This is a genomic window from Lentzea sp. NPDC051213 (genome assembly GCF_044455585.1).
Classification (GTDB): domain Bacteria; phylum Actinomycetota; class Actinomycetes; order Mycobacteriales; family Pseudonocardiaceae; genus Lentzea.
Map to the genome: position 1 here is coordinate 970,221 of NZ_JBITEX010000003.1, position 14,066 is coordinate 984,286.

Here is a 14,066-nt window from a genome sequence, read left to right on the forward strand (position 1 = left end):
GTCAGAGGTTAGCGAGTGAACACCGGCTTGAGGTGCCGCTCCGCCAACACCTCGGGCAGCTGCTCCCAGTCGAACACCCCGGACACCACCCGGCCGGGATCGACCTGCCCCGACGCCGCCAGCTCCAGCGCGTCGGGCAGGTGTGCACTGACGTTGTCCCGCGCGACGCGCAGCGTGACGCCGTTCAGGCCCAACTCCAGGAGCGGCAACTCGCCCGGCTTGAAGTGGTTGCCCGTGCTCTCGCAGAAGCCCTCTGGCACGAGGGATCGCAGGGCCGTCGCGAGCTGGTCGACTCGCCCCGTGGCCTCGACCGCGAGGTCGAACCCGTGGTGCACCGGCTCGATCTCCGCCGCAGTTCGCGCGCCATACCCCTCGGCGATGGCGCGATGAGCCGGATCCGGATCGACGTACAGGACATCGGACGCACCCAGCGCGCGAGCAACGTCGCACACGTAGAGGCCGGTGCTGCCCACTGCCATCACCAGCACCCGCGCCCCCGGCTTCGCCTTGAGGTGGGGCGCGACGAGCCGCCACGCCAGCGACCAGTTGTCACTCGCCGACGCCATCGCGATCGGATCGAGCCCTGCTGGCAACGGCACCAGCATCGCGTCCGCCCACGGGACCCGCACCAGGTCGGAGTACAGGCCACCCCACTCGCCCCCGAGGGGAGTGCCGAACATCGCCATGTGCGGCACCGACGTGCAGGCCGAGGTGGTCCCGTCGCGGCAGCGCTCACAGGCTCCGCACGAGATCGCCCACGGCACGACGACCAGGTCTCCCGGCGAGAAGCGGCTGGAGTCCCCGACCTCGACCACGCGCGCGACGCACTCGTGACCGATGGCGAACGGCGGAGGAATCGGGCCGTACCCGGCGATGAGCGCCGCGTCCACGTCACAGGGAGACGCCGCGACCGGCGCCACGATCGCGTCGTCGTCGGACTGCAGGACCGGGTCCGGCACTTCGCGCCACTCGACGGTCCGCTTGCCGACGTAGGTCAGCTCACGCATCGGCGGCCTGCGCCATCGCCTTCAGCTCGGCGAACTTCACGATCTGCCCGCCGGCACCCCACGTCCCCTCCGCCTGCTCGTGGATGAGCACCCACACCCGCAGCACGTCCGCCTCGCCCAGCCCGGCGGCCTCGAGCACCAGCGCGGTCGCCTCCTGCACCAGCCCGGCCTTGCGCCGATCGGACAGCGCGCCGGCCGGAACGCGAACGTCCACCCGGAACCGCGGCGCGTCGTCCTCGGCGGTCGTCTGCGCTCCCGCGGGCAGCTCGTGCAGGTAGGTCCACGCCACCGAGCGGAAGAACTCGTTGTCCGGCGCGCCCTCCCACTTCAGCAGCAACGTGGCGAGGTCACGCTGCACGCTCTTGCGCCCGGCATCGGTCAGCGACCCGGCCTGGACGGTCAGCTCGATCATCGGCATTGCGCACTCCCCGATCTATAACGACTGTCATAACCCCCGGCAGACGCTATCCTATGACGAGCGTTATAGCCAGAGAGGTGTTCATGACCCGAGAGCAGATCGTCGTGGGAGCGGCCGACATGATCCGGCGCCGCGGTCTCAACGCGACGAGCATCCGGGAGGTCGCCAAGCACGCGGGCACGCCGCTCGGCTCGACGTACCACTACTTCCCCGGCGGCAAGGGCCAGCTGGCGACCGAGGCGGTCCGGTGGGCCGCGGACACGGTGTCGGGACTGCTCGCGGCGAAGCTCCGCAAAGGACCGGTCGACGGGGTGAGGGCGTTCTTCGCGCTGTGGCGGCAGATCGTCACCGAGACCGAGTTCCGGGCCGGTTGCCCCGTGCTCGCGGTCTCAGTGGAGGACACCACCGACGGCGAGGCGTTGGCCGCCGCCGCCGAGGCGTTCCGGACGTGGTCGGCACAGCTCGCCGAGTCGCTGCGGGAGCACGGCGTGGCAGGTGACCGCGCGGATCGCCTCGCGGCACTCGCCGTCGCCGCCGCGGAAGGCGCCGTCGCGATGTGCCGGGCACAACGGAGCGTCCAGCCGCTCGACGACGTGGCCGCCGAGCTGGCTGCCCTGCTCGAATCGGCTATCGGGGCGCGTACATGATCACGGCGACGCCGGCCAGGCAGATCAACGCGCCCAGCACGTCGTAGCGGTCCGGCCGGAAGCCGTCGACGACCATCCCCCACGCGAGCGAACCTGCCACGAACACGCCGCCGTAGGCCGCGAGGATCCGTCCGAAGTGGGCATCGGCCTGCAGGGTCGCCACAAAGCCGTAAACGCCCAGCGCGATGACACCCCCGCCGATCCACAACCAGCCGCGATGCTCCCGCACGCCCTGCCACACCAGCCAGGCGCCACCGATCTCCATGAGGGCGGCGAGTGCGAACAGCACGACCGAACGAAGGATCATGCGGCACACTGTCACAGTGGGGAGTGATCAGGTGGACGACGACGTCGAGCGCGCCGCGCGAAAAGTGCGCGATGTCGAGCACGCCGTGTCGGAACACGTCACGCGCAGCGGTCCCATCACGGGACGTGCGTCCTCACCGGACGGCGCGGTGACGGTGATCGCGACGCCGGGCGGTCCGCCCCAGCAGATCACGGTGAGCCCCGCCGCGTTGCGGATGGGACCGCAGGGCCTGGCCGCCGAGATCATTCGCATCGCCGAGAAGGCACAACGCGCCGCCGCGACCCGGCTGCACCAGTCGCTGGAGCGGGTCGTCGACCCGCGGGAGCTGACGGAGCTCGGGATCGTGCGCGGGCAGGACGAGGACGAGCTCGGGTGGCGGCGGTGAACGAGGAACGCATGCAGGCCGTCGAGCAGCTCCAGCGCGACCTCGCGGTCACCGCCGAGACGGTCGAGCACCCGAACGGGCTGTGCATGGTCACGGCGACCGCGAAGGGCGAGCTCAGGGCCGTGCACCTGCACCCGGCGCTGCTCAACCAGGGTGCGCAGGCGGTGGGCCACGTGGTCACCGAGACCGCGCAGCTCGCGACGAACGCGGCCGTGCAGACGAGCTTCAACAAGATGGCGCTGGCACTCGGTGACGGCGTGGCGATCGACGTGGAGTCCATCGCCGGCGACTCACCCTTCCGGTCGACGTGGCACCCGGTCGTGCCTCCGAAAGCCGCTGCTCCCGAGCCGCCTGCGGAGCGGCGGAGCCGAGCGCCTATCGTTGAGGACCCGGACGAGGACGCGTTCTTCGAGAACCCCTTTGGGCGCCGGTGATCAGCACCGTTAGGCTCGCCCACGGCATTCGGCAGGCGTGACCGGGAGGTCAGGATGGCGCAGGACATCGTCCCCATCGAGCTGGGGCTGACGCAGGGTGACGTTGTCACGCTGTGGGCACCCCGTTGGCGCGAGAAGGGCGAGGAGTGGGAGGCGTTCCTCGGTGACGAGGAAGACCTGTTCGTCTTCCCCGACGCCGCGCACCTCGCCGCCTTCGTGCGCACCGCAGAGGAGCACGACCTGACCGACCACCCGGCGTGGCCGGTCGTGCCGTCGCTGGGCGTCGCGGACCTCTCGCCGGACGACAACCACCAGTTCGACCTGGTCGGCGTGCCCGAGCTGATCGCGGAGGAGCCGGACACCTGGACGATCGGCGAGCTGGCCGACGTCATCGCGATCGTGCGGGCACTGGCCGACGTCTGCGACCTGGAGAAGGTCCACGAGGTGCTCGACTCCGCGGAGGGCTTCTCGCTGCTGCCGCAGGGCACGCTGCCGTTCAGCGGCCGTGACGGCGCCAAGCTGTGGGACGAGCTGTCCGCGGTCGTCTCCGAGAAGTGGGACGAGGTCCTCGACGCGATCGACAGCGTGGTGAACACGCCGGAGGTCCCCGAGAAGGAACTCGCCGTCGCACAGGACGAGCTCGCCGTGCTGGAGGCCGCCGCCCCGGCAGCGGCCGACGCGGACTCCGACGCCGACTCCGACGACGAGGAGAAGGCCGCGCCCACCGGCTTCTGGGCCGACGCGGGCATCGACCCCATCAAGATCATCACATCGGCCGGCGAGTTCTACACGCTGCGCTGCTACCTCGGCGACGACCCGCTGTTCCTCGGCCGTCGCGGCAAGATCGAGGTCTTCGGTTCGGGCCGCAGCCTGAGCCGGTTCGTGGCCGAGAACGACGAGCACGACCTCGCCGACGTGGAGACCTGGAACGACGTCAAGGTCAAGGCCACCGCGGGCGAGCTCAAGGTCGACGTGGACGACGAGAACGTCTACGTGCTGACCGGCATCGCCGAGGACATGGAGGAGGGCCCCGACGCCCTCGACCCGCAGCAGCTCGACCTCGCGGTCGAACTGTTCGAGGACGCCGCCGAGTGGGCCGACGACGAGTCCGTGAAGGACGCGCTGGCCTCGTCCGAGTCACTGGGCTGGCTGGTGTCGTTCGTGGTCTCGCCGGACCCGACGCGTCTCGCGCCGTCCGCGCCGTACGACGCCGAGGTGGCCTCGTTCCGCGAGCTGCAGGCGAAGTTCGAGGACCGCCTCAACACCAACTGATCGCACCTGATCGCACCTGATCGCACCTGATCGCACGAAAAGGGCCACCCCGCGGGGTGGCCCTTTTCGTTGGCGCCTAACGGACCCGGTAGCTCACCGCGGCGAACGAGAAGTTGCCCTGGTGCAGGCTGCCGAGGACGTAGTAGGTGTCGCCGGAGCGGCCCGGCAGGCCCGGCTTGCAGTCGGCGTTGTAGAAGACCTCGATGTCGGCGGACGAGACGTTCAGGCCGCTCTTGGAGGGCACGGCCAGGTTCACGCAGTCGCCGTTGGCGAGGTCGACCGGCGATTTGGTGCCGGAAAGGTCGGCACCGCTGTAGAACGTGGCGCTCTCACCGGAGGCGGACGCGGGCAGGGCGAGCGCCAGCGAGGCGAGCACCGCGAGGCCACCGGAGATCAGAGCAGGGCGCATGGGGACCACTCACATTCTGTCGACTGTCTACCGTGCGACGGCACTTTCAGGCTGCCAGCGGTACCTGTCGATCAGCTGTCGTTGACTGGTCAACCAGCGCCGGATCAAGAACCGGTTGCAACACCTGTATGATACAGGTTTATGACAGGTTCGCGGTCGCAGCGCCTAGCCACTGAGCTGAGGGAACGCATCACCCTCGGCGACTACGGCCCGGCCGGCGCGCTGGAGAGCGAGGCCGAACTCGGCCGCCGCTACGAGGTCAGTCGCGTGACCGTCCGCCGCGCCCTGGAGCAACTGCGCGACGAGGGACTCCTGGCGTCACGTAAGGGCGCGGGCTGGTACGTCGTGTCGTTCGCGCAGCCACTGGCCCTGGGTTCGTTCCAGCACGCGCGGTCCGCCGTCGCCGAGGCCGGTGTCGACCTGGTGCGTTCCGTGCTCGAGTACGGCTACCGCGCAGCGCCATCCGATGTCGCCCTCACGCTCGGCGCGGGCGAGATGCTGCGCGTGCGGTCGTTGCGCCGCACCGGTTCCTCTGCGCTGGACGTCGTCACCGAGTGGGTGCCGCTGGAGCTGGCGGCGCCGGTCAGCCGGGCCGACGCCGAGTCGCCGGGCACGTGGGAGACGTTGCGGCGCAACGGAAACGAGATCGCGTTGGTGCGGCAGAGCATCGCGGCCGTTGCTGCGGGAGATGTCGGCCCGCTGCTCGGTGTCTCGGTTGGCACGCCGGTGTTGTTGGTGCGCCGCATCGCTCTGGACGCCGCCGAACGGCCGATCGCCCTGTCCGAGCACCACTACCTCGGCCACCGCTTCCGGCTGGAGGTCGAGTTCCGCGGCTGGCCAGGCGCCGAACCACCCGGCGTGGCACCGATCCCCGAGGAGAACTGACATGCGCGTGCTCATCACCGGTGCGGCCGGGTTCATCGGCTCGCACTTCACCCGCTACTGGCTGCGCTCGCACCCCGCGGACGAGGTCATCGCCCTGGACGCGCTGACCTATCGGGGCACGCGCGCGAACCTGCCCGCCGACGTGCCGTTCGTCCACTCTGACATCGCCGAGGCCGACGTCGAGGGCATCGACGTGGTGGTGAACTTCGCCGCCGAGTCGCACAACAGCCTCGCCGTGCTGGATCCCGGCCGGTTCTTCCGCACCAACGTGCTGGCTACCCAGGCGTTGCTGGAGTCGTGCCGTCGCGCGGGCGTCCGGCGGTTCCACCACGTGTCGACGTGCGAGGTGTACGGAGATCTCGCGCTCGATGCTGCTGACGCGTTCCACGAAGAGTCGCCCTACCGTCCGCGCACGCCGTACAACGCCTCGAAGGCGGGTGCCGACCACGCGGTGCGCTCGTACTACGAGACGTTCGACCTGCCGGTCACGATCACCAACTGCGCCAACAACTACGGGCCCAACCAGTTTCCGGAGAACGTGCTGCCGCTGTTCACGGTCAAGGCGCTCGACGGCGAGCAGCTGCCGATCTACGCGGCGCGCGGCAACAAGCGTGAGTGGATCCACGTGCTGGACCACTGCCGGGCGATCGACGCAGTGCTGCAGGCTGGCGAGATCGGCCGCACCTATCACGTCGGCACGGGTGTCGAGGCGAACGTCGACGAGATCGCGGACCTGGTGCTGGACGAGCTGGGACTGCCGCAGTCGCGCAAGAGCGTCGTGCCGGACCGGCCTGGGCACGACCGGCGGTACCTGCTCGACTCCACGCGGATCGGCCGCGAGCTCGGATGGCGCCCGGAGATCGGCTTCGAAGCCGGTGTCCGGGACACCATCCGCTGGTACGCGGCCAACCGCGCGTGGTGGGAACCGTTGCGCGCCCTCAGCCCGATCGACGAGAGCGCGTGGGCGACGACTACGCGGTGAGCGCCGCGTACCCCGGCTTGACCAGCTCGTTGATGATCGCGAGCCGCTCGTCGAACCCGATGAACGCCGACTTCATGGCGTTGATCGTGAACCACTGCAGATCAGCCCACCCGTAACCGAACGTCTCGACCAGCGCGGCGAACTCGCTGGAGAGCGTGCAGTCGCTCATCAGCCGGTTGTCGGTGTTCACGGTCACCCGGAACCGCAGCTTGGCGAGCAGGCCGATCGGGTGGTCGGCGATGGTGGCCGCCGCGCCGGTCTGCAGGTTCGAGGTCGGGCACATCTCCAGCGGGATGCGGCGGTCGCGGACGTACGCGGCCAGGCGGCCCAGCTGGACGCTGCCGTCGCCGTCGACCTTGATGTCGTCGACGATGCGGACGCCGTGGCCGAGACGTTCGGCACCGCAGTGCTGGATCGCCTCCCAGATGGACGGCAGGCCGAAGGCCTCGCCCGCGTGGATGGTGAAGTGCGTGTTCTGCTGGCGCAGGTACTCGAAGGTGTCGAGGCCCCTGGTGGGCGGGAAGCCGGCTTCGGGGCCCGCGATGTCGAAGCCGACGACGCCGAGGTCGCGGTAGCGGACGGCCAGTTCGGCGATGCGCAGCCAGCCCTCGTTCTGGCGCATCGCGCACAGCAGGGTCCCGATGCGGATCTTGCGGCCGGTCTCGGCGACACGGGCGGAGCCGAGGCGGAAGCCCTCCTGGACGGCCTCGACGACCTGCTCCAGGGAGAGGCCCTTCTCGGTGTTCAGCTCGGGGGCGTAGCGGATCTCGGCGTAGACGACACCGTCGGCGGCGAGGTCCTCGACGGCCTCGGCGGCGACGCGGACCAGTGAGGCCTCGTCCTGCATGACGCCACAGGTGTGCGCGAAGCCTTCCAGGTAGCGGACGAGCGACCCGGAGTTGGCGTTGTCGCGGAACCAGCCGGCCAGGACGCCCGCGTCAGTGGTGGGCAGGCCCTGGTAGCCGGAGGCATCGGCGAGTTCGATCACCGTCTGCGGGCGGAGGCCACCGTCGAGGTGGTCGTGCAGCAGCACCTTCGGCGCGCTGCGGATGGTCTCCAAGGTAAGCGGCGTGGACATTGCTACACGTTACTTCAGGCGACACGCCGCTTCAGCGCTGGCCAAAATGATCTTGCTCCGGCTATGATCGACGGCTGGATCCTGGATGTTGCCGATCCGTGATCAGCAACTTTCTGCAACCAGATCGACGCTTGAGTCACCCCAAGGTAGGAACATCACCGGTCGCTACCGCGCGCTTCCAGCCGGTAACTTGGCGTTCAGAGTAAGCAGATAGCCTGATCGGGTCAGTCGCCCGTCCGCACCCGGCCGTTTTCTGGCGGGGGTGGTACAGACACGTGCCGTGACGCGGATAGGCTCCCGTGGTCTCCCCCTCCCCTGGACGAAGGCACTCAGCCGTGACAGAGAACAACAACTCCACGATGTCCTTCGATCGGATGCGCAACATGCTCACGCGCGCCGCGGAGATCCGTGAGAGCGAGCAGCAGCAGATCTTTGACGCGCTGGACGAGATCCACGCCCGGATGTCGCCTCTGGAGTCGCTGGGTTCGGTTCGCAAGCGCCTGTCGGAGCTGCCGGACCGCACCGAGGTCAGCGTTCTCGCTGAGCGCCTGGACGAGGCCCTCGCCAAGCTGGAGGCCCAGGACAACGCCGTGGCGGACATCGGCCGCTCGGTCGACGCCCTGGTGGACAAGCTCGCCAAGCCCTTCGCTCAGCTGGACGGCCGTCTCGACGGCGTCGCCGGGCGCTTCGAGGGTGTCGCGGGCCGCATGGACGGTCTCGAGGACAAGCTCGCGAGCATCCACAAGCGCATCGACGACCTCGACGGCCACCTCGACAAGCAGGACGGCAAGGTCGACTCGATCCCCGGCGCCGTCACGAACCCGCTGCGCGAGCGCATCGAGGCCCTCGAGGCCGCGCTGCGTGGCCGCCTCGACGAGGTGGACGAGGGCGTGCACGAGCACCTCGACGGCACCCGCGAGGCCCTGCAGAAGGTGCTGAACGACTCCTTCTCCAGCCTGCACGGCCGCGCCGACGAGTCCCGCGACTCGCTGGCCGCCGCGCGCGCCGAGCTGGTCGCCGCGATCGCCGAGAGCCGCGGGGAGCTGGCCGGGGCGATCGTCGACAGCCGCGAGAAGCTCACGATCACCGTCACCGACCGCCACAACCAGCTGTCCGGTGCTCTCGCCGAGACGCGTGGCGAGCTGTCCGGCGTCGTCACCGAGACCCGCGACTCGCTGGCCTCCTCCCTCGCGGAGACCCGCGCCGAGCTGGCGTCCGCGGTCGCCGACACCACCAGCACCGTCAACGGCAAGCTGGACGAGGCCCGCACGGCCCTGTACGCGGCGATCGAGCAGTCCCGCGACCAGGTCGACGCCGCCGACCGCCTCGAGGCACTGGCCGGCCGCCTGGAGCAGGTCACCTCGAAGCTCGACGGCATGACCGACCGCCTCGACAAGGTCGAGGACGGCTTCGCGGCCCGCATCTCCGAGCTCGGTGGCTCGGTGGACGCGAGCCTGAACAAGGTCGCCGAGACCGTCGGCGCCCGCCCGGACGCCGACGCGCTGCAGTCCCTGGTCCGCAAGTCGAACCAGGAGTCGGAGCTGCGCATCGGCGGTCAGCTGGACGAGGCCATGGCCACCTTCGCCGAGCTCATCCTCGGCGGCGGCTCGCCGACCCCGCCCCCGCCGCCCACCGCACTGCCCCGTCCGCAGCGCCGCACCCGCAAGAACGGCCCCAAGCCGGCCGGTGGCGGCAAGGACATGGACGACGACGATCTGGCCGCCGAGGGCGCCTGATCGCCTGATTTCCTGATCTGCGAACGGCCCCGGAGCTGCTGCTCCGGGGCCGTTCGCGATCTGTGGCCCCGCTCATGCCACAACGGACGGTTGAACCTGGGCCCGGCTCTGAACGTGACCATGGCGAGAGCGCTCACACCACCGTCGTCAAGCTCGCCGCAATCTGGGGGCGTCCAGAAGGGATAGTCCGTGCAGCAGCAACAGCGACTCATCGCCAACCGCTACGCACTGCTCGCCGAACTCGGCCGCGGCGCGATGGGCGTCGTGTGGCGAGCCCACGACCAGCTGCTCGGCCGCGCGGTCGCGCTCAAGGAGCTGCACCCGCCGCAGGGCATCTCCGAGCAGGAACGCACCGTGCTCGAAGAGCGCATGCTCCGCGAGGCACGGACCGCCGGCAGGCTGAACCACCCGGCCGTGGTGACCGTCTACGACGTCGTCCGCGAGGACGGCCGCACCTTCCTCGCGATGGAGCTGGTCGACGCGGCCGACCTCGCCACCATCGTCGAGCGGCACGGTCCGCGCGACTCGGTGTGGATGGCGAACGTGGCCCTGCAGGCACTGGGTGCGCTGGAGGCCGCCCACGCGGCGGGCATCGTGCACCGGGACGTCAAGCCCAGCAACATCATGGTGCGCCCGGACGGTGCCGTGAAGCTGACCGACTTCGGCATCGCGCAGGCGATCGACGACCCCCGGCTCACCACCAACGGCGGCATCGTCGGCTCGCCCGCGTACATGTCGCCGGACCGGCTGCACGGCTTCGAGGCCTCACCCGCGTCGGACCTGTGGGCGCTCGGCGTCACGTTGGCGCACGCGGTCGAGGGCATCAGCCCGTTCGAACGCACGTCCACCGCGTCGACGTTGCACGCGGTCATGAACGAGCCGCCTGTGCTGCGACTGGCCTCGCCCGCGCTGGCCCAGGTGATCCACGGCCTGCTGACCGTCGACACGGCCCGGCGGATGACCGCGCCCCAGGCGCGCGAGATGCTGACCGCGATCGTCCAGGGCACGGCGCCGGTTCCGGTGCAGCGCAAGAAGAACACGGCCGTGAAGGTCGCCGCCGTCGCGCTGGGCGCCGTGGTGCTCGCGGGCGTCGCGTTCGGCGGCTACCTCGCTTTCAAACCGAAGGACACCCCGCTGTCCGCCGGTGGCGCCACGCCGACCGGTGGCGCGCCGACCTCGGAAAGCTCCAGCGAGTGGAGCACCGACACCTCGCCCCTGCCGATGGGTGCGCCGCTGCTCTCGCGGCGGATCGCCACGTTCGGCCGAGGTGGCGACATCCCGGCCTGGAACCTCACCGGCACGGAGTGCGCGAAGGACTTCCTCACCCAGGGCTCACCGGTGCCCGGCAGCGTGCCGTGCAACAAGCCGCACAGCATCCAGCTCTTCGCCGCCGCGACGCCGCTCTGGGACCAGCCCAAGACCGTCGCCTACCCCGGCGTGAACTGGCTCGCCGACTTCGCGAAGAAGTACTGCACCGAGCAGTTCCAGGCCACCGCCTCGCGGTCCAAGGACGCGCTGGGGTTCACCGGGCTGGTGCCGACGGAACAGGAGTGGAAGGCCTGGAACGACCCGGCCGAGCCGGGTCGCCAGGAAGTGCTGTGCGTGGTGTGGAAGCAGGACCGCGGGCCGCTGGCGGGAACGCTCGTCGGCTAACCGCGGATGGTGTCGATCACCAGCGGCGGACGCTCCGCCGCGGTGTCGGCCACCGTGTACGCGCCTTCCAACGCCTGCAGGGCACCCTCGACGGCATCCGGGGTGTCGGTGTACAGCTCCAGCAAGGGCTGCCCGGCCTCCACCACGTCACCGGGCTTCGCGAGGCAGAGCACCCCGGCCCCGGCCTGCACCGGGTCCTCCTTGCGCGCCCGCCCTGCCCCCAGGCGCCACGCCGCCACCCCGACGCCGTAAGCGTCCAAAGTGGACAGAACGCCGGAGGCAGGCGCCTCCACGACGTGCTTGTGCTTGCCAACGGGCATCGGGGCGTCCGGATCGCCGCCCTGGGCCCGGATCATCCGAGCCCACACCTCGTAAGCCTCACCAGAAGCCAGAACGGCCGCCGGATCAGCGGAAATCCCGGCCAGCGACAGCATTTCCGCGGCCAGCGCCACGGTCAGCTCCACCACGTCGGCGGGCCCGCCACCACGCAGCACGTCGACGGACTCGGCCACCTCGACCGCGTTGCCGACCGCCCGCCCGAGCGGCACCGACATGTCGGTCAGCAGGGCCGAGATCCGCACGCCGTGCTCGACACCGATCGCGACCAGCGCCTCGGCCAGAGCACGAGCGGACTTGAGATCCTTCATGAACGCGCCGGAACCGACCTTCACGTCCAAAACAAGAGACTCGGCACCCTCGGCGATCTTCTTCGACATGATCGAAGAAGCGATCAGCGGAATCGCCTCGACGGTCCCGGTGACGTCCCGCAACGCGTAGAGCTTCCGGTCGGCCGGCGCCAGCCCCTCGGTCGCGGCACAGACCACCGCACCGACCGAGGAGAGCTGCTCGAGAATCTCCGAAGTGGACAGTGCGGCCCGCCACCCCGGGATCGACTCCAGCTTGTCCAGCGTCCCGCCGGTGTGGCCCAGCCCGCGCCCGGACAGCTGCGGCACGGCAGCACCACAGGCAGCGACCAGCGGCGCCAGAGGCAGCGTGATCTTGTCGCCCACGCCACCGGTCGAGTGCTTGTCCACGGTCGGGCGGTCGACGTGCAACGACAGCCGCTCGCCCGACGAGATCATCGCCTGGGTCCAGCGCGCGGTCTCGGCAGGAGTCATGCCGTTGAAGAAGATCGCCATGGCCAGCGCGGACATCTGCTCGTCCGCGACCGCGCCACGGGTGTAGGCGTCGATCACCCAGTCGATCTGCTCGTTCGAGAGCACCAGGCCATCGCGCTTGGCCCGGATGACGTCCACAGCAGAGAAGCTCACGGCAGGTCCTCCGGTCCGAACGCGTCGGGCAGCACCGCGGTCATCGGCAGCACACCGGAAGGCGTGTCCACCAGGCAGTCGCGGCCGCCCAGTTCGTAGAGCACCTGGCGGCACCGGCCGCACGGCATCAGCAGCTCGCCGGCACCACTGCGGCACGCCACGGCGACGAACCGCCCACCGCCGGTCAGCTGCAGCTGACCGGCCATCGTGCACTCGGCGCACAGACCGAGGCCGTACGAAGCGTTCTCGACGTTGCAGCCCACCACGATGCGGCCGTCGTCGCACAACGCCGCTGACCCGACCTGAAGCCCGGAGTACGGGCAGTGGGCGGACTGTGCCGCTTCCACCGCCCGTGCCCTGAGCAGGTCCCAGTCAACGTCAGCCACGGCGGTAGACCAGACCGTCGGCGGCCGGCATCCGCAACCGCTGCGACGCCACGGCCAGCACGGCCAGCGTCACCATGTGCGGCGCGTAGGACACGAACTCGCCGGGGATCTCGTCGAGGCTGATGTACAGCAGGTACAGCACCACGGCCACGACGATCGCCGCGGCGGCGGAGAACCACTTCCGGCGGATCAGCTGCCACACCACGATCACGCCGAGCAGGAGCACCACGCCGTAGACCAGCGCCAGCACGGTGTCGCCACCGGAACGCAGCTGCAGGCCGTCGGCGTACCCGAACAGCGCGGCACCACCCAGCAGCCCACCTGGCCGCCAGTTGCCGAAGATCATCGCGGCCAGGCCGATGAAGCCGCGGCCGCCCGTCTGACCCTCCAGGTAGGAGAGCTGACCGGCGTTCAGCACCAGCGCGGCGCCACCCAGACCGGCGAGACCGCCGGACACGATGACGGCGACGTACTTGTGGAAGTACACCTTCACGCCCAGCGAGTCCGCGGCGTACGGGTTCTCACCGACCGAGCGCAGACGCAGGCCGAACCGGGTGCGCCACAACAGGTAGTACGAGAGCGGCACGAGCAGGATCGTCAGCATCGTCAACGGCGAGACGCCCGTGACGAGGCCGCGCACGATGCCCGCGACGTCGGAGATGATCAGGCGCTGCCCGGACTCCAGCTCACCGAGCCAGTCCGCGAGGCCTCCTGCCGAGTACGTGTCGAACGGCGCGACCGGCGGCGACTGGCGCGGGTTGTGCGACAGCGGCTGGAAGATCAGCGTCGACAGGTACTTCGTCAGACCGGCGCCGAGCAGGTTGATCGCCACACCGGAGACGATGTGGTTGACGCCGAACGTCACCGTGGCGATCGCGTGCAGCAGACCACCCAGCGAGCCGAACACGACCGCGGCCACGACCGCGGCCCACGGGCCCCACTGGTAGCCGGCCCACGCCGCGCCCCAGGTACCCATGATCATCATGCCTTCGAGGCCGATGTTGACCACGCCGGCCCGTTCCGACCACAGGCCACCGAGACCGGCGAGCAGGATCGGCAGCGCCAGCCGGACGGCGGTCTGGGTCGTGCCGGACGACGTGAGCTGCAGGAACCCGGTCTGGTACGAGGTGATCGACAGCAACAGGATCGCGCCGGCGACACCGAGCATGCCGACGGCCCAGCCCGGCATCTTCTTC

Annotated in this window: 16 protein-coding genes; 8 read left to right on the plus strand and 8 right to left on the minus strand. The window is 70.0% G+C overall.

Annotation, left to right across the window (positions count from 1 at the left end; all coding sequences use genetic code 11):
• Positions 1-8 precede the first annotated feature (8 nt).
• Positions 9-1,007, minus strand: coding sequence for a zinc-binding dehydrogenase (locus tag ACIA8G_RS17665; protein WP_396419539.1), 999 nt, complete (start codon positions 1,005-1,007; stop codon positions 9-11).
• Positions 1,000-1,425: a 4-oxalocrotonate tautomerase family protein gene (locus ACIA8G_RS17670; protein ID WP_396419540.1), complete on the minus strand. Its 426-nt coding sequence runs from the start codon at positions 1,423-1,425 to the stop codon at positions 1,000-1,002. Before ACIA8G_RS17670 ends, ACIA8G_RS17665 begins: the two co-directional genes overlap by 8 nt.
• A gap of 83 nt (positions 1,426-1,508) precedes the next feature.
• On the opposite strand from ACIA8G_RS17670, the gene ACIA8G_RS17675 reads away from it, so the two are divergent.
• A complete protein-coding gene (locus tag ACIA8G_RS17675; RefSeq protein ID WP_396419541.1) occupies positions 1,509-2,072 on the plus strand; it encodes a TetR/AcrR family transcriptional regulator in 564 nt (187 codons plus the stop codon).
• Here the strand turns inward: ACIA8G_RS17675 and ACIA8G_RS17680 are convergent.
• A complete protein-coding gene (locus tag ACIA8G_RS17680; protein ID WP_396419542.1) occupies positions 2,053-2,379 on the minus strand; it encodes a YnfA family protein in 327 nt (108 codons plus the stop codon). The two genes, ACIA8G_RS17675 and ACIA8G_RS17680, sit on opposite strands and share 20 nt — an antisense overlap.
• Positions 2,380-2,395: 16 nt before the next feature.
• Here ACIA8G_RS17680 and ACIA8G_RS17685 point away from each other — a divergent pair, with 16 nt between their 5' ends.
• From ACIA8G_RS17685 to ACIA8G_RS17695, 3 genes are read left to right on the plus strand one after another with little or no spacing between them, the layout of a single operon-like run.
• Positions 2,396-2,764 (plus strand): hypothetical protein, encoded by a 369-nt coding sequence (locus tag ACIA8G_RS17685; RefSeq protein WP_396419543.1) that lies wholly within the window; start codon positions 2,396-2,398, stop codon positions 2,762-2,764.
• Entirely contained in the window at positions 2,761-3,198 is a 438-nt protein-coding gene (locus tag ACIA8G_RS17690; RefSeq protein ID WP_396419544.1) for a YbaB/EbfC family nucleoid-associated protein, read from the plus strand. Before ACIA8G_RS17685 ends, ACIA8G_RS17690 begins: the two co-directional genes overlap by 4 nt.
• A 54-nt stretch (positions 3,199-3,252) precedes the next feature.
• Positions 3,253-4,470, plus strand: coding sequence for a primosomal protein (locus ACIA8G_RS17695; RefSeq protein WP_396419545.1), 1,218 nt, complete (start codon positions 3,253-3,255; stop codon positions 4,468-4,470).
• A gap of 76 nt (positions 4,471-4,546) precedes the next feature.
• Here ACIA8G_RS17695 and ACIA8G_RS17700 read toward each other — a convergent pair whose 3' ends face one another.
• Positions 4,547-4,879, minus strand: coding sequence for a hypothetical protein (locus tag ACIA8G_RS17700; RefSeq protein ID WP_396419546.1), 333 nt, complete (start codon positions 4,877-4,879; stop codon positions 4,547-4,549).
• 141 nt (positions 4,880-5,020) lie between these two features.
• On the opposite strand from ACIA8G_RS17700, the gene ACIA8G_RS17705 reads away from it, so the two are divergent.
• Both ACIA8G_RS17705 and ACIA8G_RS17710 read left to right on the plus strand, forming a co-directional pair.
• Entirely contained in the window at positions 5,021-5,764 is a 744-nt protein-coding gene (locus ACIA8G_RS17705) for a GntR family transcriptional regulator (protein WP_396419547.1), read from the plus strand.
• 1 nt (position 5,765) lies between these two features.
• Positions 5,766-6,746 (plus strand): dTDP-glucose 4,6-dehydratase, encoded by a 981-nt coding sequence (locus tag ACIA8G_RS17710; RefSeq protein ID WP_396419549.1) that lies wholly within the window; start codon positions 5,766-5,768, stop codon positions 6,744-6,746.
• Here the strand turns inward: ACIA8G_RS17710 and ACIA8G_RS17715 are convergent.
• Complete coding sequence (locus tag ACIA8G_RS17715; protein ID WP_396419551.1) at positions 6,736-7,824, minus strand: adenosine deaminase; 1,089 nt, start codon at positions 7,822-7,824, stop codon at positions 6,736-6,738. The two genes, ACIA8G_RS17710 and ACIA8G_RS17715, sit on opposite strands and share 11 nt — an antisense overlap.
• Before the next feature lie 359 nt (positions 7,825-8,183).
• Here ACIA8G_RS17715 and ACIA8G_RS17720 point away from each other — a divergent pair, with 359 nt between their 5' ends.
• Both ACIA8G_RS17720 and ACIA8G_RS17725 read left to right on the plus strand, forming a co-directional pair.
• A complete protein-coding gene (locus ACIA8G_RS17720; protein WP_396419552.1) occupies positions 8,184-9,560 on the plus strand; it encodes a hypothetical protein in 1,377 nt (458 codons plus the stop codon).
• 189 nt (positions 9,561-9,749) lie between these two features.
• Entirely contained in the window at positions 9,750-11,213 is a 1,464-nt protein-coding gene (locus tag ACIA8G_RS17725; RefSeq protein WP_396419553.1) for a serine/threonine-protein kinase, read from the plus strand.
• On the opposite strand, the gene ACIA8G_RS17730 is transcribed toward ACIA8G_RS17725, so the two are convergent.
• Genes ACIA8G_RS17730 through ACIA8G_RS17740 form a run of 3 tightly spaced genes read right to left on the minus strand, consistent with a single transcriptional unit; the run spans position 11,210 to position 14,059 of the window.
• Positions 11,210-12,484, minus strand: coding sequence for a thymidine phosphorylase (locus ACIA8G_RS17730; RefSeq protein WP_396419554.1), 1,275 nt, complete (start codon positions 12,482-12,484; stop codon positions 11,210-11,212). The two genes, ACIA8G_RS17725 and ACIA8G_RS17730, sit on opposite strands and share 4 nt — an antisense overlap.
• Positions 12,481-12,870, minus strand: a complete 390-nt coding sequence (locus ACIA8G_RS17735) for a cytidine deaminase (protein ID WP_396419555.1) — start codon at positions 12,868-12,870, stop codon at positions 12,481-12,483. Before ACIA8G_RS17735 ends, ACIA8G_RS17730 begins: the two co-directional genes overlap by 4 nt.
• Positions 12,863-14,059, minus strand: a complete 1,197-nt coding sequence (locus ACIA8G_RS17740; protein WP_396419685.1) for an ABC transporter permease — start codon at positions 14,057-14,059, stop codon at positions 12,863-12,865. The genes ACIA8G_RS17735 and ACIA8G_RS17740 overlap by 8 nt, the downstream gene beginning before the upstream one ends.
• Positions 14,060-14,066 lie beyond the last annotated feature (7 nt).